The 24,238-nt window shown below is 68.4% G+C and carries 23 protein-coding genes and 1 tRNA gene; 12 read left to right on the top strand and 12 right to left on the bottom strand.

Going from position 1 to position 24,238, the window contains the following annotated elements:
* Window positions 1-81 precede the first annotated feature (81 nt).
* From W7S_RS27640 to W7S_RS27635, 4 genes are all read right to left on the bottom strand, one after another.
* The gene (locus W7S_RS27640; RefSeq protein WP_231504805.1) at window positions 82-678 is read right to left on the bottom strand and encodes a hypothetical protein; all 597 of its coding nucleotides are present in this window, start codon (window positions 676-678) and stop codon (window positions 82-84) included.
* A 352-nt stretch (window positions 679-1,030) separates the two neighbouring features.
* Window positions 1,031-1,867, bottom strand: a complete 837-nt coding sequence (locus W7S_RS22465) for a hypothetical protein (RefSeq protein ID WP_036455279.1) — start codon at window positions 1,865-1,867, stop codon at window positions 1,031-1,033.
* A gap of 265 nt (window positions 1,868-2,132) precedes the next feature.
* A complete protein-coding gene (locus W7S_RS26540) occupies window positions 2,133-3,299 on the bottom strand; it encodes a hypothetical protein (protein ID WP_081490140.1) in 1,167 nt (388 codons plus the stop codon).
* A 2-nt stretch (window positions 3,300-3,301) separates the two neighbouring features.
* Window positions 3,302-3,601, bottom strand: coding sequence for a hypothetical protein (locus W7S_RS27635; protein ID WP_231504804.1), 300 nt, complete (start codon window positions 3,599-3,601; stop codon window positions 3,302-3,304).
* A gap of 274 nt (window positions 3,602-3,875) precedes the next feature.
* Here W7S_RS27635 and W7S_RS22455 point away from each other — a divergent pair, with 274 nt between their 5' ends.
* From W7S_RS22455 to W7S_RS22430, 6 genes are all read left to right on the top strand, one after another.
* Window positions 3,876-5,480 carry an amidohydrolase gene (locus tag W7S_RS22455; protein WP_008261027.1) on the top strand — a complete coding sequence of 535 codons (1,605 nt, stop codon included), beginning with the start codon at window positions 3,876-3,878 and terminating at the stop codon, window positions 5,478-5,480.
* The gene (locus W7S_RS22450; protein WP_008261026.1) at window positions 5,477-6,457 is read left to right on the top strand and encodes an o-succinylbenzoate synthase; all 981 of its coding nucleotides are present in this window, start codon (window positions 5,477-5,479) and stop codon (window positions 6,455-6,457) included. Before W7S_RS22455 ends, W7S_RS22450 begins: the two co-directional genes overlap by 4 nt.
* On the top strand, window positions 6,454-7,239 hold the full coding sequence (locus tag W7S_RS22445) for an alpha/beta fold hydrolase (RefSeq protein ID WP_008261025.1): 786 nt from the start codon (window positions 6,454-6,456) through the stop codon (window positions 7,237-7,239). The genes W7S_RS22450 and W7S_RS22445 overlap by 4 nt, the downstream gene beginning before the upstream one ends.
* A 140-nt stretch (window positions 7,240-7,379) precedes the next feature.
* Entirely contained in the window at window positions 7,380-9,038 is a 1,659-nt protein-coding gene (menD, locus tag W7S_RS22440) for a 2-succinyl-5-enolpyruvyl-6-hydroxy-3-cyclohexene-1-carboxylic-acid synthase (RefSeq protein WP_008261024.1), read from the top strand.
* A complete protein-coding gene (locus W7S_RS22435; protein ID WP_036429527.1) occupies window positions 9,039-9,572 on the top strand; it encodes a DUF3592 domain-containing protein in 534 nt (177 codons plus the stop codon).
* 51 nt (window positions 9,573-9,623) lie between these two features.
* Complete coding sequence (locus tag W7S_RS22430; RefSeq protein ID WP_014712417.1) at window positions 9,624-10,778, top strand: glycosyltransferase family 1 protein; 1,155 nt, start codon at window positions 9,624-9,626, stop codon at window positions 10,776-10,778.
* Between the two features lie 8 nt (window positions 10,779-10,786).
* Here W7S_RS22430 and W7S_RS22425 read toward each other — a convergent pair whose 3' ends face one another.
* Window positions 10,787-11,611: an SDR family oxidoreductase gene (locus tag W7S_RS22425; RefSeq protein WP_014712416.1), complete on the bottom strand. Its 825-nt coding sequence runs from the start codon at window positions 11,609-11,611 to the stop codon at window positions 10,787-10,789.
* 55 nt (window positions 11,612-11,666) lie between these two features.
* Between W7S_RS22425 and W7S_RS22420 the strand changes: the two genes are divergently transcribed.
* On the top strand, window positions 11,667-12,359 hold the full coding sequence (locus W7S_RS22420) for a demethylmenaquinone methyltransferase (protein ID WP_014712415.1): 693 nt from the start codon (window positions 11,667-11,669) through the stop codon (window positions 12,357-12,359).
* 7 nt (window positions 12,360-12,366) lie between these two features.
* On the opposite strand, the gene W7S_RS22415 is transcribed toward W7S_RS22420, so the two are convergent.
* Entirely contained in the window at window positions 12,367-12,780 is a 414-nt protein-coding gene (locus W7S_RS22415) for a DUF732 domain-containing protein (RefSeq protein WP_008261015.1), read from the bottom strand.
* Between the two features lie 110 nt (window positions 12,781-12,890).
* A complete protein-coding gene (gene menJ, locus W7S_RS22410; RefSeq protein WP_041298077.1) occupies window positions 12,891-14,129 on the bottom strand; it encodes a menaquinone reductase in 1,239 nt (412 codons plus the stop codon).
* Window positions 14,130-14,151: 22 nt separating this feature from the next.
* Between menJ and grcC1 the strand changes: the two genes are divergently transcribed.
* From grcC1 to W7S_RS22395, 3 genes are all read left to right on the top strand, one after another.
* Window positions 14,152-15,168, top strand: a complete 1,017-nt coding sequence (gene grcC1, locus W7S_RS22405) for a nonaprenyl/(2E,6E)-farnesyl/geranylgeranyl diphosphat synthase (RefSeq protein ID WP_008261013.1) — start codon at window positions 14,152-14,154, stop codon at window positions 15,166-15,168.
* A gap of 96 nt (window positions 15,169-15,264) precedes the next feature.
* Window positions 15,265-16,128 carry a zinc metalloprotease HtpX gene (gene htpX / locus W7S_RS22400; RefSeq protein WP_008261012.1) on the top strand — a complete coding sequence of 288 codons (864 nt, stop codon included), beginning with the start codon at window positions 15,265-15,267 and terminating at the stop codon, window positions 16,126-16,128.
* Between the two features lie 82 nt (window positions 16,129-16,210).
* Window positions 16,211-16,471, top strand: coding sequence for a helix-turn-helix transcriptional regulator (locus tag W7S_RS22395; protein WP_008261010.1), 261 nt, complete (start codon window positions 16,211-16,213; stop codon window positions 16,469-16,471).
* A gap of 33 nt (window positions 16,472-16,504) precedes the next feature.
* Here the strand turns inward: W7S_RS22395 and W7S_RS22390 are convergent, their stop codons facing one another.
* The 4 genes from W7S_RS22390 to W7S_RS22375 all read right to left on the bottom strand — a co-directional run bounded on the left by W7S_RS22390 (window position 16,505) and on the right by W7S_RS22375 (window position 21,491).
* Window positions 16,505-18,043, bottom strand: a complete 1,539-nt coding sequence (locus tag W7S_RS22390) for a SulP family inorganic anion transporter (protein WP_008261008.1) — start codon at window positions 18,041-18,043, stop codon at window positions 16,505-16,507.
* Window positions 18,044-18,287: 244 nt separating this feature from the next.
* On the bottom strand, window positions 18,288-19,313 hold the full coding sequence (locus W7S_RS22385; protein WP_008261006.1) for an NAD(P)H-dependent glycerol-3-phosphate dehydrogenase: 1,026 nt from the start codon (window positions 19,311-19,313) through the stop codon (window positions 18,288-18,290).
* 61 nt (window positions 19,314-19,374) lie between these two features.
* Entirely contained in the window at window positions 19,375-20,886 is a 1,512-nt protein-coding gene (locus tag W7S_RS22380; RefSeq protein WP_008261004.1) for an NAD(P)/FAD-dependent oxidoreductase, read from the bottom strand.
* A gap of 113 nt (window positions 20,887-20,999) precedes the next feature.
* A complete protein-coding gene (locus W7S_RS22375) occupies window positions 21,000-21,491 on the bottom strand; it encodes a YajQ family cyclic di-GMP-binding protein (protein WP_008261003.1) in 492 nt (163 codons plus the stop codon).
* Window positions 21,492-21,560: 69 nt separating this feature from the next.
* On the opposite strand from W7S_RS22375, the gene W7S_RS22370 reads away from it, so the two are divergent.
* Both W7S_RS22370 and W7S_RS22365 read left to right on the top strand, forming a co-directional pair.
* A tRNA-Tyr gene (locus tag W7S_RS22370) sits at window positions 21,561-21,644 on the top strand.
* A gap of 207 nt (window positions 21,645-21,851) precedes the next feature.
* Window positions 21,852-22,061: a hypothetical protein gene (locus W7S_RS22365; protein ID WP_008261002.1), complete on the top strand. Its 210-nt coding sequence runs from the start codon at window positions 21,852-21,854 to the stop codon at window positions 22,059-22,061.
* Window positions 22,062-22,158: 97 nt separating this feature from the next.
* Here W7S_RS22365 and W7S_RS22360 read toward each other — a convergent pair whose 3' ends face one another.
* Entirely contained in the window at window positions 22,159-24,144 is a 1,986-nt protein-coding gene (locus W7S_RS22360; RefSeq protein WP_008261000.1) for a molybdopterin-dependent oxidoreductase, read from the bottom strand.
* Window positions 24,145-24,238: the final 94 nt, after the last annotated feature.

Raw genomic sequence — 24,238 nt, 5'->3', positions numbered from 1 at the left:
GACTAGAACGTGTTGCAATTTGGGTCAGCCGCACCCTCGAAGACCCCGGGACGCGATGACGCGAGTCGAACCGGCCGCGGCTCAGTCCAAGTTCATGTTCTCGTACCTATCAACGACTTCCCCAAGGGACTTGCTTGGATCGGCGCCCCGCTCCAGAGCGTTTTTTGCTGCCTCGAGATCTTCATCTTCCATTGCTAACCACAGGTCAATGTCTGCGTCCTCTACACCGGAAGCCTTGAGTTGACGCAGTCGTTTCCCCGCGGCACCTAGACCTGCTATAGCTTTTTGATCTGAGACAACGCTTTCCAGCGCTACTAGAAGAACGTCGTTCTGCCGTGAATTCGTTAGGGATGACAGGACATTCGGCATATTTTTGATCTCGCGCCGGATCTGTTTGATCGCCTTCTTGTCGAGAGCGCTTAAGGTGCGCTCAAGCTCGAGTGCCAGCATGCCGGCGGTTTGATTGTCTGATGGCTTCGTGACGGTCGTCGTTGCTAGGTTTGTAAGCTGCATGCGGAATACGCGCCATGAGGCTGCCACAGGATCATCCGGTGCACCGGCCGCTCCGACTCTTCCGGCGTAGAGAGAAAGTGCGAGACCACTCGTATTAGTCATAAACGCGCGCACGGTAGCCAGCTCCACGTCGATGGGGATCGGCGTCTTACGCTGCTCGCCCATCGCCATTGCACCCTTGACAGCTATCGACCGCAGAGCCGCGAGCAAGGTGGCGAGGTCCGTTAGCAGGGCTTGGGAAGCTTTGAAGCCGCTCCCGTTAACCTGGTAGCTAGTTCGGGCTGAGCTAACTGCCGACGCAATTGCGATCACGGCAGATGCAATAGAAATAGCTGTGGCGAGCATAATCCCGGCCCCTTCGTAGGCTGAGCTGAATCCAACCACGATATTTCAGCCAACAACGACCATTTGTCTCCGGTTTCTAGTCGGCCGACTCAAAAGTAAGGGGATGAGGATTGCCAGTTCCTGTCTCGCATCAGCACAAGAACAGATCCATCGCAATAACGAGGTCCCGGAGCTAGGCCGGTGATTGCCAGGGGTAGACCACATCGACATATTCGTCCCGGGACACGACGAGGGTTTTGGTGGGCGTGGACATGTCGACGTAGAAGTGGCCACTGGTTGGACGACCTACGGTGCCCTCGTCGCTGAGAACAGCGAGGTCTGCAATGATCTCGGCCGCCTTTGCTTCGTCGAGCCGCCACACAACGTGGATAGGGCCGAGTTCGATATCGGCTGCGTCGGACTCAATATGGAACTCATGCGTAACTCCGTCATGCTCGAGTCGCGATGCCCCGTGCTGCTTGGCGTCACTGAGTGCGGCTTTGAGTTTGTCGACTCCGCCGCCGTCCAAAGTCAATAAAACAGCGTCGTCGCCAAAATAAAATTCAGGAAGAAAGTTGACGCGAATGATGCTCATGGGTCTCCACTTACGGCCGGTATCCGCTGGTCCTGTTGCGATTGGGGTCGTTGACGACGAGCTAGGGGCTGGGCGCCGGCCAGTGGCGTATTTGCCTGTGTTTCGTGGGCTCGGCGCCGGGGCGCGGTCGATGCTCGCTAGCAGAGCGCGGTACAGATCGTCGGTGAGCTTCGCCGCCTCGCCACTTAGCGTGGGTTGCGCGTCGCTGCCGACCATCACCGCCTGCTCGATGAGCGCGCCGCCAGCAGCGGTATTGATCGCGTAGTACGTGTATTGGCTGTGCACCGTGCGCGCGCCGATATGTAGCAGGCCTGATGAACGCATAGCGATCACGCCATACCGCGGCGGCGTATCGATGTGGTGTGTGTGGATGGAATCGGCGCCGCTGTCGCGCAACGTGCGGTCGGCGTTGTCGAATACCAGTTTTTCGGGCACTGTGCCTGACACACGATAGAGATTTAGGACCTCGCAGCCATCCCAGTTGTCCCCACTACCGAGTCGCCTCAGGAGCATCCTCGTCACAGTGGGACCCTCGACCGCCCCAAGGTCCCATCCCTGTGGCACGGTGAGGTCGGGTAGCCACAGCGGCAGGTGTGCTGGGGGAACGAATGTCAGCCCGCCAGTGTGCTCGGCGAGCACTTCCGCAAGTGACGACACCCCGGCGGGGTCGAAGGGCCGGCGCGTCGTATCAGTTCGGTTCTCAGGCAAGAGCCAGCGCCCCCAATATCAGCAGCAGCAGACCCCCGCCGGCGACCACTGCGGTCTCGCCGCCCGCCGTTTGCAGGTCACCCGGGCCCGGTGCGGGCAGGTCAATGTGCGGCATCAAGCCCGGGCCTGGGGGCGGGGAAGGTGCGGGTGGGGGAGTGGGCATGGTCGCACCAGGGAACGGCGCCAGTAGTGGGTTCTGTGGCGGTCCGGGCACCCCCGCCGCCGCAGGGTTTTGAAGCCACGGCGGCAGCCCAGAGATGATCGGCGGAGCGCCACCGATGCGAGGGGGAAGACCATTGATCGGAATATTGTCCCAAGGAGAATTTGGGTTCGAATGGGGGTTGTAGTCCCAGTGCGGATTGTGCCATTTGTCGCCCGGGAAGTAGCGCCATTCTCCACCGTGCTCATCCCACAGACTTTGGCCGCCGACACTTCGTTCGCTGGGGCGGCTGGCCGGCCCTGGCGTCAGGGGACCATCGACCGGTGGATGAACGCCCTCGGGCGGTAACCCTCGGGCGGGAGGACCAGGCGGGGGCGGATCCGATTGGCCGTTGCCACCATCTCGTTTCCACGTGTGGTCGACAGCCTGGATATGGCCGTTGGGTGCCGGTCGAGAGGCGACAGGGGCGGTGCTTTGTGGGAAGGTATCGCGTATTCCGGCTATGGCGGCAGTGATTTTTCCGGCGACTTGTTGATCCAGGCTTACCAGTTGTGCGGCGCGCAGACGAATGTCGCTGGCGAAGGCTTGGGCTGCCGCTTGCCGCGCAGCCCTTTGGGCGACTGATCCGCCGGTCATGCAGTCGGTGACCGAAAGATCTTCGCGGACTCCGAATCCGGCTGTGCGAGCATCCTCGACGGCGTAGTGCACTCGAGAGCGGGCCGCATACAGATCCGATGCTCCATCGCGCGCGACGCGCGCGGCCGCCTGAAGCTGGTCGACTGATGCGTTGGTAGTTCGCAGGTCCGCATGCGTCGCGGAGCGCAGCTTCTCGGCGGCTTCACCGTGCCAATCCACTGCGAGCGCATCTCGCCAGATCTGGTGTGCCACACCATAGCTACGCTCGCCTACGTCCTCCCAGTGAGCGGCCGCATCGGTGAGATGCTCAGTGGGCCAAGCCAACAGCGTCGACAGGCCGGGCACCCCCACGACCGCTGCCATCGCTACACGCTGGTAACCGGGTGAGCCACCGCTGCGAGTTTGGCGGCCGAATCAGCTTCTGCGGTGAGGTAAGAGGTGTTGCCTTGGGCGACGCCGGTCACGTGCGTGCCCATATGTGTGGCAAGCGCCGCGCTGAACGCGGTGACATCAATGTGGGCGGCGTTGACTGCGGCCGCGCTGGCCTGACACGGCAACCCTCGCGCCGCGGGAGCTACCGTCGCGTTTAGTCCTTCCACTGAAGAACCCCAGCGGGAGGCCATCGCCTGCAAACCCGCGGTATCAACACGCAACGTCTGCTGCACAGACGAGAGTGTAGGCACGTACGTCACGCGTCTGCCAGTCACTGCGGCCCGCCCCAGCAACTCGCCTTTCGATAGGGACCCAGAATAGAGATCGGCACACCCTCTATTGGTCAAAGTATTCGCGCATCCTCCGAACTCGGCCGTGAATGTCACAGTCACCGACCAATGCTGTCATTTTGCGACAACGATTTGGCAAGAGCAGGAACAATCCGTTGCATACTGCCGCCGGAGAACTCGTGCATAAAATGCCACCCGGTTACTAGGATCCTTCCCCATGGGGCAGGCAGATCTCGTCGTGACCGGAACCATCCTGACCGTCGACGAGGCGCGGCCCACCGCCGAGGCCCTCGCGGTGAAAGACGGCAAGATCATCGCCGTCGGATCCCGCGCCGAAATCGCGGAGTTCACCGGCCCGGACACCCAGACCGTCGACGTGGGTGACGGCTGCGTCATGCCGGGATTCGTTGAGGCCCATGGCCATCCGCTGATGGAGGCCGTCGCCCTGTCGGACCGCCTCGTCGACATCCGCCCGGTCACCATGCGCAGCGCCGACGACGTCGTCGCCGCGGTGCGTTCCGAGGTCGCGCGGCGCGGATCCGACGGCGCCTACCTCAACGGCTGGGATCCGCTGCTGCAGAACGGACTTCCCGAACCCACGCTGGGCTGGCTCGACGGCATCGCGCCCGACACCCCGCTGGTGATCATGCACAACTCCGGGCACAAGGCGTACTTCAACTCGCGCGCCGCCCAGCTGCACGGCCTCAACCGCGACACCCCCGACCCCAAGGGCGCCAAATACGGCCGCGACGCCGACGGCGAACTCGACGGCACCGCCGAGGAGACCGGCGCGGTGTTCCCGCTGCTGGGCGGGGTCATCGACTTCGCCGACTATCCGCGGATGCTGCTCGCCGAATGTGCCCGGCTCAACCGCGCCGGGCTGACCACCTGCTCGGAGATGGCCTTCGACCCCGGCTTTCGGCCGCTGGTGGAAGGGCTGCGCTCCCAGCTGACGGTCCGGCTGCGGACCTACGAGATCTCCAACCCGCAAATGTCCACCGACGCCACACCCGGGCAGGGCGACGACATCGTGCGCCAGGTCGGCATCAAGATCTGGGTCGACGGCTCGCCCTGGATCGGCAACATCGACCTCTCGTTCCCGTACCTGGACACCGAGGCCACCCGAATCATCGGCGTCGCGCCCGGGTCCTGCGGCTGCGCCAACTACACGAAAGAGCAGCTGCACGAGATCGTCGGCGCCTACTTCCCGCTCGGCTGGCCGATGGCCTGCCACGTGCAGGGCGACGCCGGCGTCGACACCATCCTCGACGTCTACGAAGATGTCGTCAGGCGCCATCCGCGCGACGACCACCGGTTGCGGCTCGAACACGTCGGCGCCATCCGGCCCGAGCAGCTGCGGCGCGCCCACGACCTCGGCGTCACCTGCAGCATCTTCGTCGACCAGATCCACTACTGGGGCGACGTCATCGTCGACGGGCTGTTCGGCGAGGAGCGCGGAACCCGTTGGATGCCAGCGGGATCCGCGGTGGCCACCGGGATGCGGATCTCGCTGCACAACGATCCGCCGGTCACGCCCGAGGAGCCGCTGCGCAACATCAGCGTGGCGGTGACCCGCACGGCGCCCAGCGGCCGGGTGCTCGGACCCGAGGAGCGGCTGACGGTCGAGCAGGCGATCCGCGCCCAGACCATCGACGCCGCCTGGCAGCTGTTCTCCGACGACGTGATCGGCTCGCTCGAGGTCGGCAAGTACGCCGATCTCGTGGTGCTCTCGGCCGACCCGCGCACCGTGGCGCCCGAGCGGATCGCCGACCTCGACGTGCGGGCGACCTATCTGGCGGGCCGCCAGGTCTACAGCGCGTGACGCCGCCCCTCGAGGACCTGCTGGACCGCCTGCACGTGGTGGCCCTGCCCATGCGGGTGCGGTTCCGCGGCATCACCACCCGCGAGGTCGCGCTGATCGAGGGCCCGGCCGGCTGGGGGGAGTTCGGGGCTTTCGTCGAATACCAGCCGCCCGAGGCCGCGCACTGGCTGGCGTCGGGCATCGAGGCCGCCTACCGCCAGCCGCTGCCGGTCCGCCGGGACCGCATCCCGATCAACGCCACGGTGCCGGCCGTGCCCGCCGCCGACGTTCCAGAGGTGCTGGCCCGCTTTCCCGGCGCCGGGACGGCCAAGGTGAAGGTCGCCGAGCCCGGCCAGACACTGGCCGACGACGTCGCGCGGGTCAACGCGGTGCGCGACCTGGTGCCGACCGTGCGGGTGGACGCCAACGGCGGCTGGAGCGTCGAGCAGGCGGTCGAGGCGGCCGCGGCGTTGACGGCCGACGGCCCGCTGGAGTACCTCGAACAACCCTGCGCGACGGTCGGCGAACTCGCCGAGCTGCGGCGCCGCCCGGACATGCCACACGTGCCGATCGCCGCCGACGAAAGCATCCGCAAGGCCGAGGACCCGCTGGCCGTGGTCCGCGCCGGGGCGGCCGACATCGCGGTGCTCAAAGTCGCCCCGCTGGGCGGGATTTCGGCCCTGCTCGCCATCGCCGACCAGATCGACATCCCCGTCGTGGTCTCCAGCGCGCTGGACTCGGCGGTCGGGATCGGCACCGGGCTGACCGCCGCGGCGGCCCTGCCGCGGCTTCGGCACGCCTGCGGGCTGGGCACCGGCGGGCTGTTCGTGGACGACGTGGCCGAGACCGCCCCGCCCGTCGACGGGCACCTGGCCGTCGGGCCGGTGACGCCGGATCCGGCGCGGCTGGCCGCGCTGGCGGCACCACCCGAGCGTCGGCAGTGGTGGATCGACCGGGTCAAGGCGTGCCATCGGTTGCTTGTACCGTCGTCCGGGTGATCAACCTGGCTTACGACGACCGCGGCTCCGGTGAGCCCGTGGTCTTTATCGCCGGCCACGGCGGCGCCGGACGGACCTGGCACCCCTATCAAGTCCCCGCGTTCCTGGCGGCCGGATACCGCGTCATCACCTTCGACAATCGCGGGATCGGCGCCACGGAGAACGCCGAGGGCTTCTCGACGCAAACGATGGTCGCCGACACCGTGGCGCTGATCGAGGGGCTGAACGCCGCCCCCGCCCGCATCGTCGGAATGTCGATGGGCGCCTTCATCACCCAGGAACTCATGCTCGCCCGGCCCGATCTGGTCAGCGCGGCGGTCCTGATGGGCACCCGCGGCCGCATGGACCGTGCGCGGCAGTTCTTCCGCGACGCCGAGGCCGAGCTGGCCGACGCCGGCGTCACGCTGCCGGCCGCCTACGAGGCGAAAATCCGCCTGCTGGAAAACTTTTCCCGCAAGACGCTCAACGACGACACCGCGGTCGCCGACTGGATCGCGATGTTTTCCACCTGGCCGGTCAAGCCCACGCCGGGCATGCGGGCCCAGCTGGACGTCGCGCCCTACACCAGCCGGTTGTCGGCGTACCGCAGCATCGCGACGCCGGTGCTGGTGATCGGCTTCTCCGACGACGTCCTGACGCCGCCGTATCTGGGCCGGGAGGTCGCCGACGCGCTGCCCAACGGCCGCTACATGCAGATCCCCGACACCGGGCACCTCGGGTTCTTCGAGCGGCCCGACGCCGTCAACGCCGCCATGCTCAAGTTCTTCGCCGAGCCGCGATAGGCGCCCGGCCGAGCCGAGGTAGGCGCCCTCGCCGAGCCGAGGCAGGCGCCGAGCGTCGACTTGTGGGGCGAAATCGCGGCGATTTGCCCCAACAACTCCACGCTCGACGTGTGCTAAGCGGGCTGTGACACCCTGTAGGAGTGAACCCCTCGACGACCCAGGCTCGCGTGGTCGTTGACGAGCTGATTCGCGGCGGCGTCCGCGACGTGGTGTTGTGCCCGGGTTCGCGGAACGCGCCGCTCGCCTTCGCGCTGCAGGACGCCGACCGGTCGGGCCGGATCCGGCTGCACGTCCGCATCGACGAACGCACCGCCGGCTACCTGGCCATCGGCCTGGCGATCGCCGCCGGCGCGCCGGTGTGCGTCGCCATGACGTCCGGCACGGCCGTGGCCAACCTGGGCCCGGCCGTGGTGGAGGCCAACTACGCGCGGGTGCCGCTGATCGTGCTGTCGGCCAACCGGCCCTACGAACTGCTGGGCACCGGGGCCAACCAGACCATGGAGCAGCTGGGCTATTTCGGCACCCAGGTTCGGGCCACCATCAGCCTGGGCCTCGCCGAGGACGCCCCCGAGCGGCTGGACGCGCACAACGCCACCTGGCGCTCGGCCACCTGCCGGGTGCTGGCGGCCGCCACCGGATCGCGCACCGCCAACGCCGGACCCGTCCAGTTCGACATCCCGCTGCGCGAACCGCTGGTGCCGGATCCCGAACCCCGCGGCGCGGTGCTCCCGCCGGGCCGCCCGGGCGGCCGGCCATGGACCTACACCCCGCCGGTCACCTTCGACCAGCCGCTGGAGATCGACCTGACGCCCGACACGGTCGTCATCGCCGGCCACGGCGCCGGCACCCATCCCGCCCTCGCCCAGCTGCCCACCGTGGCCGAACCGACTTCATTTTCTGGCCAGCCCCCTCCTAACCCGCTGCACCCCCTGGCGCTGCCGTTGCTGCGGCCCAAGCAGGTGATCATGCTCGGCCGCCCGACCCTGCACCGCCCGGTGTCGGCGCTGCTGGCCGACCCCAAGGTGCCGGTGTTCGCGCTGACCACCGGCCCCCGCTGGCCCGACGTCTCGGGAAACTCGCAGGCCACCGGCACGCGGGCGGTCACCACCGGGGCGCCGAACCCGGCGTGGCTGCACCGGTGCGCCGAGACGAACCGGCACGCGAACGACGCGGTGCGGGGCCAGCTCGCGGCGCACCCGCTGACCACCGGTTTGCACGTCGCGGCGGCGGTGGCCGACGCGCTGCGGCCCGGCGACCAGCTGGTGCTCGGGGCGTCCAACCCGGTCCGCGACGCGGCGCTGGTCGGCCTGGACACCCACGGCATCCGGGTGCGATCCAACCGCGGGGTCGCCGGGATCGACGGCACCGTGTCCACCGCGATCGGGGCGGCACTCGCCCACGAACGCGAGGGCAACCCGGACAACCCGGCGCGGACCGTCGCGCTGATCGGCGATCTGACCTTCGTGCACGACAGCTCCGGGCTGCTGATCGGCCCCACCGAACCCACCCCGCGCCGCCTGACCATCGTGGTCTCCAACGACAACGGCGGCGGCATCTTCGAACTGCTCGAGCAGGGCGACCCGCGGTTCTCCGACGTGTCGTCGCGGATCTTCGGAACCCCGCACGACGTCGACGTGGGGGCGCTGTGCCGCGCGTATCACGTGGAGAGCCGCCAGATCGAGGTCGGCGAATTGCACGCCGCCCTCGACGATCCCGGCCCCGGGATGCGGGTGCTGGAAGTCAAGGCGGACCGCTCCTCGTTGCGGCAGCTGCACGCCGCCATCAAGGCGGCGCTGTAGATGGCGCCAACGCCAAAAATGTTGCTGCACTTACTGATTCACGGACGCAGCGACGAACCTCCGAAAACACCTGCCAGGATCGCGTTGCGATGGGCCCGGATCGCGGTGCTGATCGTCGCCGGCCTGGTCACGCTGCAGTCGGTGCTGCTGGTGGCCGGCGCGTGGCGCAACGACCTTGCGATCACCCACAACATGGGCGTCGCGCAGGCGGAGGTGCTCAGCGCCGGGCCGCGCCGCTCCACCATCGAATTCGTCACCCCCGAGCGGGTCACCTACCGCCCCGAACTCGGGGTGCTCTACCCGTCCCACCTGGCCACCGGGATGCGAATCTACGTCGAGTACAACAAGAACGACCCGAACCTGGTCCGCGTGCAACACCGCAACGCGGGGCTCGCGATCATCCCGGCGGGATCCATCGCGGTGGTGGCCTGGCTGGGGGCGGCGGCGCTGCTGGCGGCGCTGGCACTGGGAGACAAATGGCTGGACCGCCGCGCCGAAGGCACCGAAACCGCCGAACCTGCAAATTTCGCGTGACGGACGCCCGGAGGCAACCTTGTCGACAGGCGGCGCTGAGACGGTGATGGGGTGCGCGTTGCCATCGTCGCGGAATCTTTCCTGCCGGAAGTCAACGGTGTCAGCAACTCGGTGATCCGGGTGCTCGAGCACCTGCGCCGCACCGGCCACGAGGCCCTCGTCATCGCCCCCGACACGCCACCCGGCGAACCGCCGGCGGCGCGCATTCACGACGGCATCCGCGTGCACCGGGTGCCCGCACGAATGTTCCCGAAGGTGACCACGCTGCCGCTCGGCGTGCCGACGCCCCGGCTGGTGAGCGTCCTGCGCGGATTCGACCCGCACGTCGTGCATTTGGCGTCGCCGGCGCTGCTGGGGTATGGCGGGGTGCGCGCGGCGCGGTGGTTGGGGGTGCCGACGGTCGCGGTGTATCAGACCGACGTCCCGGGTTTCGCGGCCAGCTACGGCATCCCGATGACGGCACGGGCCGCGTGGGCCTGGTTCCGGCACCTGCACGGCCTCGCCGACCGCACGCTGGCGCCGTCCACGGTGACGATGGAAGCGCTTGTCGCCCACCGTTTTCCACGGGTGCACCGGTGGGCGCGCGGCGTCGACGTGCTGCGGTTCGCGCCGTCGGCGCGCGACGAGGCGCTGCGGCGGAGGTGGTCACCGCACGGCAAGCCCATCGTCGGGTTCGTGGGCCGGCTCGCGCCGGAAAAACACGTCGAGCGGCTCGCCGGGCTGGCCGCCGGCGGCGCGGTGCAGCTCGTCATCGTGGGTGACGGCGTCGACCGCGACAAACTGCAATCGGCAATGCCGACAGCGGTTTTCACGGGTGCGCTCTACGGCGACGAGCTCGCCGCGGCGTACGCCAGCATGGACGTGTTCGTGCACCCCGGTGAGCACGAGACGTTTTGTCAGGTCGTGCAGGAAGCGCTGGCGTCGGGGTTGCCGGTCATAGCCCCCGACGCCGGCGGCCCACGTGACCTCGTCACCCCGTGGCGTACCGGTCTGCTGTTGGGGGTCAACGAGTTCGAGGCCCGGCTGCCCGAGGCCGTCGCGCACCTGCTCGCCGAACGGGCGCGCTACGCGCCGGCCGCACGGCGCAGCGTCGTCGGCCGCAGCTGGTCGGTGATCTGCGACGAGCTGCTCGGCCACTACGAGGCGGTGCTGTCGCCGTTCGAGCGGCGCCGGCTGTCCGCCAGGCGGTACGCGCAGGGGGAGTGACGGCGCGATCAGCCCTGCGCCAACTCGGCGACGGGCTGCCATTCCTCCCAGGTGCGGAGCCGGCTCTCGTAGTCGGCCTTGGCCGTCTCCAGCGGGGACGAGCCGAAGAACACTCGCAGCGGCGGCTTTTCGGCGTCGACCACCTTCAGTAGCGCGGCCGCCGAGGCGGACGGGTCGCCCGGGCTGGCCCACCGCCGGCTGCGTTCGGCCTCGACGGCCGCGCGGAGGTCGTCGTAGGCCGGCAGCCGCTCGGCGTGCCTGGCCGAGGCGCCGGCCCAGTCGGTGTCGAAGCCGCCCGGCTCGATCAGCGTGACGTGCACACCGAACTGGGCGACCTCCTGGGCCAGCGCCTGGGAAAAGCCTTCCAGCGCCCATTTCGACGCGTGGTAGATGCCGACCAACGGGAACGCGGTGATGCCCCCGATCGAGGACACCTGGATGATGTGGCCGCTGCCCTGCTCGCGCAGGTACGGCAGCGCGGCCTGGGTGATCCACAGTGCGCCAAACACATTGGTCTCGATCTGGTCGCGGGCGTCTCGCTCGGAGAGTTCCTCGACGAACCCGAACTGCCCGTAGCCGGCGTTGTTCACCACGATGTCGAGGCGGTCGAAGTGATCGTGCGCCCGCTTGACGGCCGCGAAGTCCGCGGCGCGGTCGGTCACGTCCAACTGGATCGGCAACAGCGCGTCGCCGTGCTTGCGCACCAGATCGTCCAGCGACGCCGTATCGCGCGCGGTGGCGGCGACCCTGTCGCCCCGCTCGAGTGCCGCGATCGCCCACGCCCGTCCGAAACCGCGCGATGTACCGGTGATGAACCACACTTTGTCAGTCACGCAGAGTTGCAACGCTGCTGTCGCCGCGGAATTCCCTGGGGGTACCGTCCGTGTGGTGAGCCGCGCCGAGTTGGACAAGGACCCCCGCGACGTCGCGTCGATGTTCGACGGCGTCGCCCGGCGCTATGACCTGACCAACACCGTGCTCTCGATGGGCCAGGACCGCCACTGGCGCAAGGCCACCCGGGCGGCGCTGGAGATCGGGCCGGGCCAGCGGGTGCTGGACCTCGCCGCGGGCACCGCGGTATCGACCGTCGAGCTGAAGAAATCCGGGGCGTGGTGTGTGGCCGCCGATTTCTCGGTGGGCATGCTGGCGGCGGGGGCGGCGCGCCACGTGCCGAAGGTTGCCGGCGACGCCACCAGGCTGCCGTTCGCCGACGACGTATTCGATGCCGTCACAATCAGTTTCGGGCTACGCAACGTCGTCGACACCCAGGCCGCGCTGCGCGAGATGGCGCGCGTCACCCGCCCGGGCGGCCGATTGGTGGTGTGCGAGTTCTCCACCCCCACCAACGGCCTGTTCGCCACCGTCTACAAGGAGTACCTGATGCGCGCGCTGCCGCGGGTGGCGCGCGCGGTGTCCAGCAACCCCGAGGCCTACGTGTACCTGGCGGAGTCGATCCGGGCGTGGCCCGATCAGGAGGGGTTGGCGCAGCAGCTCACCCAGGCCGGCTGGGTGGGAGTGCGGTGGCGCAACCTGACGGGTGGCATCGTCGCCCTACACGCCGGGCACCTGCCCCCGCGCTGAGACGGACTTAGTGGTTGCCGGCCGCTTGGACGACGTCGATGTGCTCCGGGCAGTAGTGGTCGACCGCCGCGCCCAGGAACTGCAGCGACTGGCCCTCGGTGGTGCCGCGCGGCAGGTTGCGCTGGATGAACGTCGCGGACTGGTGGGCGTCGTGGTCGACGCCGTGGTCGATCCGGTCGCAGGTGATCTTGCCCAGCCAGGCCAGTTGGTCCTGCGGCTGGTAGATGCCGAACCCGTTGACCGTGTTCTTGAACGGCGCGTCGTAGTCGCTGGGCGGCGACGGCGTCCGCGGGGTCGGGTACGGCGCCGTCGGCGGCGGGTCCGCCTGGGCGGGCGCGGAGAGCGGCGCCGGCGCGGCCAGCGCGAAAGCAGCAACAGCAGCGGCAGCGGCACCGATAGTAGCCAGCATCGTTCCCTTCATTAGCTGGACTATACACGCCCGGTTCCGGCCGCGCCGACAAACGGCGGGCGCCGATCGTGCGTCCCGGCAGGGTCGCCGCGCCCTCCGACCAGCGGCGATGCGGCCGCGGCTCAGCTGAACGGGGTGCGGCGGTCGATCAGCCGGGACAGCCGGCCACCGCCCCGCCAGGCGCGCGCGACCCAGTCCGCGTCCTCGTCGGTGACCAGGTTGGCCATCACCCGCACGGCGATGGTCATCAGCGTCGTCGAGCGCATCGCGATCGGCCCGGTCGCGGGCAGGAATCGCTGAAAGGTCAGTAGCAGCGCCAGCCGGCGCGCCACCGAGAAGCCGCGACCGTAGTGCTCCCGCAGCAGCGACGGCCACGCCTGCGACAGGTCGCGGCCGTCCAGCAACTCGGCGGCCAGCCGGCCCGTCTCCAGCCCGTAGTCGATGCCTTCGCCGTTGAGCGGGTTCACGCACGCCGCGGCGTCGCCGATCAGCATCCAGTTGGGCCCGGCGACCCCGGACACCGCGCCGCCCATCGGCAGCAGCGCCGACGACACCGCCCGGGGCGGGCCGACAAAGCCCCACTCGTCGCGGCGCAGGTCGGTGTAGTGGTCGATCAGCGGCCGCAGCGCCAGCTCGGCGGGTCGTTTCGATGTCGACAGCGCCCCGACGCCGATGTTCACCTCGCCGTTGCCGAGCGGAAAAATCCAGCCGTAGCCGGGCAGCACTGTGTCCTTGGAGCCGTCGGGTCCGCGTAGCTCGAGATGCGAGGTCAGCCAGGGGTCGTCGGCGCGCGGCGTGCTCAGGTACCCGCGGGCCGCCACGCCGTACACCGTCTCCTGGTGCCAGCGCCGGCCCAGCTTGCGCCCCAGCGACGAACGGGCGCCGTCGGCCACGATCAACTGCCGGCACCCGACTTCGGTGCCGTCGGCCAAGGTCAACGATGTCACCCGTCCCGATGAGTCATGTTGCACGCCAACGGCTTTGGTGCCCAGCAGCATCCGCGCTCCGGAATCCTCGGCGACTTTGCGGATCCGGTCGTCCAGCTCGACGCGGGCCACCGCGCTGCCGGTCGACGGGAAGGACGGGCCGGGCCAGTCCACCTCCACCTCGCCGCCGAACCCGCTCATCCGCAGCCCGCGGTGCCGGATGCGGGCGTCCAGCCAGTCCCCGAGCCCCAGGCGTTCGCACTCGGCGACCGCGCGCGGGGTCAGCCCGTCACCGCAGGCCTTGTCGCGGGGGAAGCTCGCCGAATCGATAACCAGGACCTCGCGGCCTGCGCGCGCGGCCCACGCCGCCGCCCCCGAACCGGCGGGTCCGGCGCCCACCACCACCACGTGGGCTCGGGTCGCTCCCGTGTTCATGCACACCAGTATGTTTGGTCCCGTGAATACTCCGGCGACGGTGGTGGCGGGCGTTGATCTCGGCGACGCGGCCTTCGCGGCGACGGTGCGCGACGGTGTCGGGCGGATCGAGCAGCTCATGGACACCGAACTGCGCAGCGCCGACGAGATCATGACCGAGTCGCTGACCCACCTGTTCAAGGCCGGCGGCAAGCGGTTCCGGCCGCTGTTCACCGTGCTGTCGGCGCAGCTGGGGCCCAATCCCGACGCCGCGGACGTGACGATCGCCGGCGCCGTGATCGAGCTGGTGCACCTGGCCACGCTGTATCACGACGACGTGATGGACGAGGCCGAGGTGCGCCGCGGCACGCCCACCGCCAACGTGCGCTGGGGCAACAACGTCGCGATCCTGGCTGGGGACTATCTGTTCGCCACCGCCTCGCGGCTGGTGTCCCGGCTGGGGCCCGAGGCGGTGCGGCTGATCGCCGAGACATTCGCCCAGCTGGTGACCGGGCAGATGCGCGAGACCCGCGGCCTGACGGGGGCGGCCGAGGGGGCGGACCCGATCGAGCACTACCTGAAGGTGGTCTACGAGAAGACCGCGTGCCTGATCGCCGCGGCGGGCCGCTTCGGCGCGATGTTCTCGGGCGCCGACGCCGACCAGGTGGAGCGGCTGAGCCGCCTCGGCGGCATCGTGGGCACCGCCTTCCAGATCTCCGACGACATCATCGACATCGACAGCGACTCCCGCGAGTCCGGCAAGCTGCCCGGCACCGACGTGCGCGAGGGCGTGCACACCTTGCCGATGGTCTACGCGCTGCGCGAACCCGGCCCCGACGCGGCGCGGCTGCGCGAGCTGCTGGTCGGGCCCATCGACGACGACGAGACGGTGGCCGAGGCGCTGGCGCTGCTGCGGGCGTCGGAGGGCATGGCCAAGGCCAAGCGGTCGCTGCAGGATTATGCGGCGCAGGCACACCAGGAGCTGGCGCTGCTGCCCGACGTGCCCGGCCGGCACGCGCTGCAGACGCTGGTCGACTACACCATCAGCCGGCACGGCTAGCGCGTCACGGAACTCCTTCGGCCGTCTCGGGCGTTCAATAGTCGACAATGAACGAGTGTTCCGGAGTGTGCTCCGGAATGTCCTAGGAGGACACCGATGACCTGGCATCCGCATGCCAACAGGTTCAAGACGTTTGCCCTCTTGGTCGGCATGTCCGCGTTGATCGTGTTTGTGGGCTCGTTGTTCGGCAAGACCGCGATGTTTCTCGCGGTGCTGTTCGCCATCGGCATGAACGTCTACACCTACTACAACAGCGACAAGCTGGCGCTGCGGGCGATGCATGCGCAGCCGGTTTCCGAGCTCCAGGCGCCGGCGATGTACCGGATCGTCCGGGAGCTGGCCACCGCCGCGCACCAGCCGATGCCCCGGCTGTACATCAGCGACACCAACGCGCCCAACGCGTTCGCGACCGGCCGCAATCCGCGCAACGCCGCGGTGTGTTGCACCACCGGCATTTTGGGCATCCTCACCGAACGCGAGCTGCGCGCCGTGCTGGGACACGAGCTGTCGCATGTCTACAACCGCGACATCCTGATCTCCTGCATCGCCGGTGCGATGGCGTCGGTGATCACCGCGTTGGCCAACATGGCGATGTTCGCCGGCATGTTCGGCGGCAACAGCCGCGACGGCGAGAATCCCTTTGCGCTGCTGCTGGTTTCGTTGCTCGGCCCGATCGCGGCGACGGTCGTGCGCCTCGCGGTGTCCCGGTCGCGGGAATACCAGGCGGACGAATCGGGCGCGGTGTTGACCGGGGACCCGCTGGCCCTGGCGTCGGCCCTGCGCAAGATCTCCGGTGGGGTCCAGGCGGCCCCGCTCCCGCCCGAGCCCCAGCTGGCCAGCCAGGCACACCTGATGATCGCCAGCCCATTTCGAGCCGGCGAGCGGATCGGGTCGCTCTTCTCGACGCACCCGCCGATCGAGGACCGCATCCGCCGCCTCGAGCAGATGGCCGGGCGGTAGGAAACGGCGGTAAAACGCCGCGTGCACACCGGCCGAACCGCACGTAACATCGGAGTTAGCTGTAATCCTAGGCTTTCCATTGATGGAAGCGGTGATGGCGATGTCGCACTCTGACTCGATCGATATTCACGAAGCCGGGCTGGCGCTGAATCTGCCCGATTTGGTCTTCGAGACCCGTGCCGGTGCCGGGATGAACCAGGAACAACTGGCGCACGCACTGGGCACCACCCGCGAGGCCGTGGCCGCGTGGGAGAGCGGGGACGAGGTGCCGCGCGTCGACGTGCTGCAGCGCCTGGCGCAGGTGTGCGGCAAGCGGCTGCACATCAGGATCGACGTCGACTGAGCGCGCGGCGCGCTATAAGCGCGGGGCGCGCAATTACGCTGCGGCCCCGGGCGCCTGGGCCTCGACCAGCGGTTCGTCCGCGGCGCGGTGACCCGTCTCCATCACACCCCGGATTTCGACGGTCCCGCCTGTCGCCTCGTGCTGCCGCTGCCAGTCGGTAATCGTTTGGTGCGCAGCGTGATCGAGGTAATGGACCGAGATCGCCACCGTCACCGTCGCGCCCCGCGGAACCGACGTCAGCATCCGCGTCAGCCTCGGGAGCGCCAGGAAGGTGCAGGCCGCGCCCTCGATCGTCACCCGCCATTCGTCGCCAACCGGCTCCGCCTCGATCTTGGCCCGGATCACTCGCCATCCGGTCAGCGCGATGGCCAGTGCGAGGCCGATCAGCACGCCGTGCAGCAGATTGAGGAAGATGACGCTGACGGCGGTCACCACGTACACGGCGAGATCGCCGTGCTTCATTGCGGTTTCGATGTGCGCCGGCTTGAGCAGCTGGACGCCGATGACGATCAGCAGACCGGCCAGCGCGGCGGTGGGGATCTGCTCGACCAGTCCGGCGAACGGAATGGTGAACAGCAGGATCCAGACGCCGTGCATGATCGCCGACGCCCGGGATTTGGCGCCCGCGTTGACATTTGTGGAGCTGCGGACGATGACCCCGGTGATCGGCAGCCCGCCGACGGTCCCCGAGATGATGTTGGCGGCGCCCTGTCCCACCAGCTCCCGGTTGAAGTCGGTGCGTGGCCCGTTGTGCATCCGGTCGACCGACACCGCCGACAGCAGGCTCTCGACGCTGGCAATGAGCGCGACGGTGATCACCCCGACGGTGAACGCGCCCCAGTTGCCGTGGGGAAGGTCGGGCAGCCTCAGCGCGTCCAGCGGTGACCCCTCGAGGTCGATCCGGCGCACGTGAAATCCGAAGACGACCGAGAGCGCGGTGACCGCCACGATCGCGACCAGGGGACCCGGTACCCGGCGAGCCTTGGCGGGCACCCACCGCCAGGCGACCATGATGACGATCACCAGGACGCCCAGGATGACCCCCGGCCGGTGCGCACCGACGACCTGCCCGGGCAGGCCGATCAGGTTGTGCCAGGCGGTGCTCTTGGATTTTCCGCCCAGCAACACGTGCGCCTGCTGCAGGGCGATCGTGATGCCGATGCCGGCCAGCATGGCGTGCACGACGACCGGTGAAATCGCCAGGGCGGCGCGCGCCACGCGGCTCAGCCCCAACAGCACCTGCAGGGTCCCGGCGGCGACGGTGATCAAACACGTGATGCCCCAACCGAACTCGGAAACCAGCCCGGCGACGATGACGGTCAGCCCGGCCGCGGGGCCGCTGACTTGCAGCGGGGAGCCCCCCACGCTGCCGACGACGATGCCCCCGACGATCGCGGCGATCAGGCCGGCGAGCACCGGGGCGCCCGAGGCGATCGCGATTCCCAGCGACAGGGGGAGCGCGACCAAAAAGACCACCAGCGAGGAGGGCAGGTCGTGCCGGATGATGCCGCGCAGCCGGTCGGCGCGTGACGCGGTGGGGAGCCGATCGCCCGCCCGTTCAATGTCTTGCATCGGTCACGTCCCTCGTTGGGAGTTTGCGGGGGATGTTCCGATATCCGCCCTTCTTGCGGCCAGTTACATCTTCGTAACGGGTTGGCGTGCAGCGGATTACATCCGGACGACGAGCAGGATCGCAACCGGAAAATCACTGACTACCTGGTCTGACGGTATTTTGCTGGCAAACCGGGGTCAAGCGGACGTGAGCGGCCCATAGAGAACGCAAAGATTTGAATTTGGCCAGCCCGCGACGCCCAGGTCAGAAGCCCGCGCCGTGCACCTCGTGGCCGGGCACCTCGGCGATCAGGCCGCGGTAGGCCTCCTCGACGGACGAGCCGTGGTTGATCACGGCGTCGACCTCACGGGCGATGGGCATGGTGAGGCCGAATTCGTTGGCAAACTCCATGATCACGCTGGCGGCCTTGACCCCCTCGGCGACCTGGTTCATCGAGGCGATGATCTCGTCGATCGGTTTGCCCGCCCCCAGTTGTTCACCGACGTGACGGTTGCGGCTGCGCTGGCTGGTACACGTGACGATCAGGTCGCCCAGCCCGGCCAGCCCCGGGAAGGTGTCCGGGTCCCCACCCACCGCGACGCCCAGCTTCGTCATTTCCCGCAGCGCGCGGGCGATGACCAGCGCTCGGGTGTTTTCGCCGATGCCCAGCGAGTACCCCATGCCGACGGCGATGGCGAACACGTTCTTCAAAGCCCCGGCCATTTCGGCCCCGATGACGTCGTCGGTGGTGTACACGCGGAAGCGCCTGGTGCGGAACAGCCCGGACAGCCGCGTCGCCAGATGCTGGTCGGGCATGGCCAGCACCGCGGCGGCGGCGTAACCCTCGGCGACCTCGCGCGCGATGTTCGGACCGGCCAGGATGCCCGCGGGGTGCCCGGGCAGCACCTCCTCGACGATTTGGGACATGCGCATGTTGGTGCCCTGCTCGAGGCCCTTGACCAGGGACACCACCGGCACCCACGGCCGCAGCTCCCGGGCCAGCTCGGTGAGCACCCCGCGGAAGCCGTGCGAGGGCACGCCCATGACCACGACGTCGGCGGAGTTCGCCGCCTCGGCGAAGTCGGTGGTGGCGCGCAGGGTGTCGCTCAGCTCGACGTCGTTGCCGAGGTAGCGACTGTTGCGGTGGTTGTCGTTGATGTCGCGGGCGGTCTCCTCGGAGCGCACCCATTGCAGCGTCGGCCCGCGGCGCGCGCAGATTGAGGCCACGGTGGTGCCCCAGCTGCCGCCACCGAGGACAACGACTTTGGGTTCGCGCTTCTCAGATGCCATGGCGATCAGCGTATTGCCGACATCTGAGATTTGGGAGTAGTTCACGAACTCCCGTGCGTGGCTATCCGGCCAGCGCGGTGCGGTCGGCGGTCCGGCCGAACACCATTGCCTCCTCGATGCGGTCGAAGCGGTAGTCGATGGCGTCGGCGAGATAGTTCTGCCGCACGTTCCACGGCCGCTTGGTGCCGGACTTAGGCAGCGCGTGCACCGAGCGCAACACGTAGCCGGCGTTGATGTCCCACGACGGCTTCTCGGTCATCGGCTCGTTGCCGCGGTGCGGGGCGGCGCGCGTGTAGCCGTGAGAGGCCATGTGCTCCATGAGTTTTGCCGTCGCCCGGGCGGTGATGTCGGCCCGCAGCGTCCACGACGCGTTGGTGTAGCCCACACACCAGAACAGGTTCGGCACGTCTTCGAGCATGTGCGCCTTGTAGACGAACCGGTCGCTGGTCTTGATCTCGTTGCCGTCCAGGCTGATCGTGGCCCCGCCCAGCGCCTGCAGCTGCAGGCCGGTGGCGGTGACGATGACGTCGGCGTCGAGGTGCCCGCCGGACTTGAGTGCGATGCCGGTCGCGTCGAAATGGTCGATGTGGTCGGTGACCACGTCGGCGCGCCCGGCGCTGATGGCCTCGTACAGGTCGGCGTCGGGGATCAGGCACATCCGCTGGTCCCAGGGGTTGTACCGCGGCTTGAAGTGGGTGTCGACGTCGTATCCGGCCGGCAGGCTGTTGATCGCCTTGCGCCGCAGCAGCCACCGCACGAACCCCGGCGCCTTGCGCGACAACGCGAAGAACACCGCCTCGGTCAGGGCGCTGTACATGCGGACGACCAGATGAGCGGGCTTGCGGGGCAGCAGCTTTCGCGCGACGGCGGCGACCGTGCCGTACTTGGACGCCGAGATGAGATAGGTGGGCGAGCGCTGCAGCATGGTCACTTTGGCGGCGCGGTCCGACAGCGACGGCAGCAGCGTCACCGCGGTCGCGCCGCTGCCGATCACCACGACCTTCTTGCCGGCGTAATCCAGGTCCTCGGGCCAGTGCTGGGGGTGCACCACCGTGCCCTGGAACTCCTCGATGCCCGGGAAGTCGGGGGTGTAGCCCTCGTCGTAGTTGTAGTAGCCGCTGCCGAAGAACAGAAAGCGACCGCGGTAGAGCCTGCGCTCCCCGTTTTGTTCGACGGTGACCGTCCAGGTGTCGGTCGCGGAGTCCCAGTCCGCCGAGCGCACGTAGCTGTCGAACCGGATGTGGCGGTCGATGCCGTACTTGCGCGCGGTGGCGGCCAGGTACTCGCGGATGTGCACGCCGTCGGCCACGCCCTCTTCGCGGGTCCACGGCTCGAACGGGAAGGACAGCGTGAAGATGCTGCTGTCGGAGCGCACCCCGGGGTAGCGGAACAGGTCCCACGTCCCGCCGATCTGCGCGCGCCGCTCCAGGACGGTGTAGGTCAGCTGGGGATTGCGTTCGGTGATCCGGTAGGCGGCGTCAATGCCGGAGATGCCGGCTCCGACGATGATGACATCGAAGCAGTCGGCCTCGGTCCCGCCGTCGCCGGCGGCCTCCTGGGGCGTCACGGTCATCGTGAACCTCGCTCAAATTGTGGGACTCGTCACTAGCCTAGAGACCCACCGGTTGGTCGGGCTAGGAAGTCGCGAAACCGCGCGGGCCGCACCGTCACGCTCGCGAGCGGCGATCACCGGTAGTTGACGAACTGCAGCGCCACGTCCAGGTCGGCCTGCTTCAGCAGCGCTTGGACGGCCTGCAGGTCGTCGCGCTTTTTGCTGGTGACCCGGATCTCGTCGCCCTGGATCTGGGTCTTGACGGACTTGGGGCCGTCGTCGCGGATCAGCTTGGTGATCTTCTTGGCGTTCTCGCTGCTGATGCCCTGCTTGAGCGAGCCGCTGACCTTGTAGGTCTTGCCGGAGGCCTGGGGCTCGCCGGCGTCGAAGGCCTTCATGGAGATGTCCCGGCGGATCAGCTTCTCCTTGAAGACGTCGACGGCCGCCTTGACGCGTTCCTCGGTGGACGACGTCAGCTCGATAGCCTCGTCGCCCTTCCAGGCGATCGTGGTGTCGGTGCCGCGGAAGTCGAACCGCGTGGCCAGCTCCTTTGCGGCCTGGTTGAGCGCGTTGTCGACCTCCTGGCGATCCACTTTGCTGACGATGTCGAACGATGAGTCCGCCATGCATTCCGTCCCTTCATCCGGTGATAGGCGTTTGTGCTTTGTCTACTCGCTCGTTGTAACCTGTCTGGCGGCAGGTTGCCCGAGCGGCCAATGGGAGCGGACTGTAAATCCGTCGCGAAAGCTTCACAGGTTCGAATCCTGTACCTGCCACCACAATTTTTGGTAGGCCCGCGCGCCGTCGCACACCGTGAATTTCGGTTTGCTCTGCGCCCGCGTTCCGGCCGGCCGACCAGGGGCCGGCGGCGACGTTGTGCGACACGTGCGCAATTTCTACAAATTGGTTGTAAAAATTTGCGCCACGTCGGTGTGGCGGGCCCCGGGGCGGGTATCGCTGTGAGAGCGCGATTTGTAGGGGGCGACATGTCTATCAGTCCCGCCACACTCTCAATACTCCGCGACTGCCGCACGGCACTGGCGACGGCGCGCGAATCGGCCCTCGCCGCGCAGGCCGGGCTGGCCGGCGTCCGCAAGGCCCGCGCCGCCGAGCTGGCCGAGAAGATCGCCGATACCATCGCCTTCGCCGACCGGCTCTGCTTCGTCGTCCAATGCGACCTGCGCGCCGGGCAGTGACCTTCGAGCGCCAACGCCAAGCCAGGCACCCTCCCGGTTCGACTCCTCCAACCCATCGACCGGGAGGGTGTCTTCTGCCCAACCAGGACAGCGTGTTTCAGGCCGGATGCAGGCTGACGGGCACCCCCGAGTAGCGCACCATGCCGGTCACCACGTCGATGTCGTCCTTGTTGGTCAGGCGGTTGACGTTGGCCGCGTGGTGGCCGTGCGGGATCGACACCGCCCCGCGCCGAATGGAGTCGTCGACCTTGGCGATGCCGGTCAGTTCGCCGTTCGCGCTGCGCACCGTCACCTTCTGCCCGTCGGCGACACCCGCGGCGGCGCCGTCCTCGGGGTGGATGAGAACCTCGGGGGCTTCACCGAGAAAATCCAGCTGCCCGTTGAGCTTTCGGCGCTGCCGGCGCGGCACCAGCACCAGCGGCGCGGGCGGTTTCAGGCCCGCGAGTTGGTCCACCAGCAGCGGCGGCGCCAGCCGCCAGCCGCCCATCCGCGCGACGTGCTCGTCGACCCAGGCCGCGGGCAGCTCGCGCGGGGCCTCGGCCCAACCCACCGCCGCCACCTCGTCGAATCCCGTTCGGGCGCCGGCCAACAGGACGGCGAGCACGTCGTCGTCGGTGCTGGTGTCGGGATCGCCGAGATTGCCGAGCTCGTAGCCGAGCCGGCGGCCGAGTTCGGCGAACACCCACCACATCGAGCGGCGTTCGCCGACCGGCTCGACGACGGCCGGGCTGTATTGCACGGACACATGCGAACTCAGGATGTCGTGGATGGTGATGTCGGGGCGTTCCAGCGGGTCCTTGGTGGGCAGGACGTGGGTGGCCAGCTCGGTGGTCTCGTTGTTGATGATCTCGGTGGTCGCGAACACCTCGAGGCTCTGTAGGGCCGGAATCAGCTTGCCGGTCTCGGGGAACGAGGTGACCAGGCTGCCGCCGACGTTGATCAGGGCGCGGATGTTGCCCGCGGCGATCTCGTCGGGCAGCGCCGCGCAGGGCCACTCGTTGATGAACGCCTGCGCCTCGGGGCGGCTGCGCGGTCCCGGACCGAAGGATCCCTCGATCGGCGTGACGGGCAAAAACTCGCCGAAAGTCTCGAGCTGGTAGGCGAATCCGGGGTGAAACCACGTCCCGCCGGGCCGGTTCATCGCGCCGGTGAGGATCTTCAGCACCCAGGCGAGCCACTGCGTGACGTTGGCGCGCTCGGCGGTCATCGTGACGCCGGTGCCGGTTTCGACCGCGACGCACTTGGCGGCCCGCACGCCCGCAAACAACCGGGCCAGGTCGGCCTCGGCGACATCGGCCAGCTTCGCGGTGTGCTCGAGCGTGAACGGCTCGACCGCACGCGCCAGCTCGTCGATGCCCTGCACGGGAACGTCGGATTTCATTCCGTCGCGCAGGATCTCGCGCACCAGGTAGGCGAGGACGGCGTGGTCGGTGCTGGGCCGCGGCGCCAGATGGGCGGTGGCCAGCCGGGCGGTCTCGGTGCGACGGGGATCGATCACCCACACCTGCCCGCGCCGCGCGATCTCGCGCACCGTGCCGGTCGGATTGGGCATCGAGATCGCATGTCCATGCGAGACAACGGGATTGACGCCGACGAGCATCAGGAAGTCGGCGTTGTCCAGGTCGGTCCGGCCCGATAGCCCCATGAATCCGCCGACCAGATCCGAGACCAAAGGCTTGGCGGTGCCGTCGATGGTCAGGGGGCTGAACTTGGCCGGTGTGCCAATCGCGGCGTGCAGCGCCTCGGCCATGCGGAAGCCGGCGCTTTCCATGGTGGAGAAGTAGAACGCGACCGATTGCGGCCCGTGCCGGTCGATGATGTCCTTCAGCCGCGTGCCCAGGTCGTCGAGGCAGGCGTCCCATGTGGTGTCGCGCAGGCGGCCGTCCGCCCGCATCCTCGGGCGTTCGAGCCGGTCGGGGTGGTGGTGCAGTTGCGGCAGGGCGCGGCCCTTCGGGCAGGTGTAACCGCGGGAGAAGGGATGCTCCTGATCGCCGCGAACGCGGAGCACCTCGTCACCCTCGACGTCGACGAGGATGCCGCAGACGGAGGTGCAGACGCGGCAGAAGCTACGCACCGTTTGCATACTTGGGCAACGTACTCTCGCAATTCGAGAACGCCTATCGCATTTTCGAGAATGGCGGCACATTTTCGGCCAATGGCGCTCTCCGGCAAACGCC

The organism is Mycobacterium sp. MOTT36Y, from assembly GCF_000262165.1.
GTDB lineage: Bacteria > Actinomycetota > Actinomycetes > Mycobacteriales > Mycobacteriaceae > Mycobacterium > Mycobacterium intracellulare.
This window is presented reverse-complemented; position numbering and strand designations above follow the sequence as displayed.

Excerpts from the sequence above, each read along its gene's own strand:
- W7S_RS22390 (WP_008261008.1), bottom strand. The coding sequence starts at position 18,043 with ATGCAAGACATTGAACGGGCGGGCGATCGGCTCCCCACCGCGTCACGC.
- W7S_RS22395 (WP_008261010.1), top strand. The coding sequence starts at position 16,211 with ATGGAAGCGGTGATGGCGATGTCGCACTCTGACTCGATCGATATTCAC.
- W7S_RS22380 (WP_008261004.1), bottom strand. The coding sequence starts at position 20,886 with ATGACCGTGACGCCCCAGGAGGCCGCCGGCGACGGCGGGACCGAGGCC.
- W7S_RS22375 (WP_008261003.1), bottom strand. The coding sequence starts at position 21,491 with ATGGCGGACTCATCGTTCGACATCGTCAGCAAAGTGGATCGCCAGGAG.
- W7S_RS26540 (WP_081490140.1), bottom strand. The coding sequence starts at position 3,299 with ATGGCAGCGGTCGTGGGGGTGCCCGGCCTGTCGACGCTGTTGGCTTGG.
- W7S_RS27640 (WP_231504805.1), bottom strand. The coding sequence starts at position 678 with ATGGGCGAGCAGCGTAAGACGCCGATCCCCATCGACGTGGAGCTGGCT.
- W7S_RS22360 (WP_008261000.1), bottom strand. The coding sequence starts at position 24,144 with ATGCAAACGGTGCGTAGCTTCTGCCGCGTCTGCACCTCCGTCTGCGGC.
- W7S_RS22435 (WP_036429527.1), top strand. The coding sequence starts at position 9,039 with ATGGCGCCAACGCCAAAAATGTTGCTGCACTTACTGATTCACGGACGC.
- W7S_RS22385 (WP_008261006.1), bottom strand. The coding sequence starts at position 19,313 with ATGGCATCTGAGAAGCGCGAACCCAAAGTCGTTGTCCTCGGTGGCGGC.
- W7S_RS22365 (WP_008261002.1), top strand. The coding sequence starts at position 21,852 with ATGTCTATCAGTCCCGCCACACTCTCAATACTCCGCGACTGCCGCACG.
- htpX (WP_008261012.1), top strand. The coding sequence starts at position 15,265 with ATGACCTGGCATCCGCATGCCAACAGGTTCAAGACGTTTGCCCTCTTG.
- W7S_RS22415 (WP_008261015.1), bottom strand. The coding sequence starts at position 12,780 with ATGAAGGGAACGATGCTGGCTACTATCGGTGCCGCTGCCGCTGCTGTT.
- menJ (WP_041298077.1), bottom strand. The coding sequence starts at position 14,129 with ATGAACACGGGAGCGACCCGAGCCCACGTGGTGGTGGTGGGCGCCGGA.
- W7S_RS22455 (WP_008261027.1), top strand. The coding sequence starts at position 3,876 with ATGGGGCAGGCAGATCTCGTCGTGACCGGAACCATCCTGACCGTCGAC.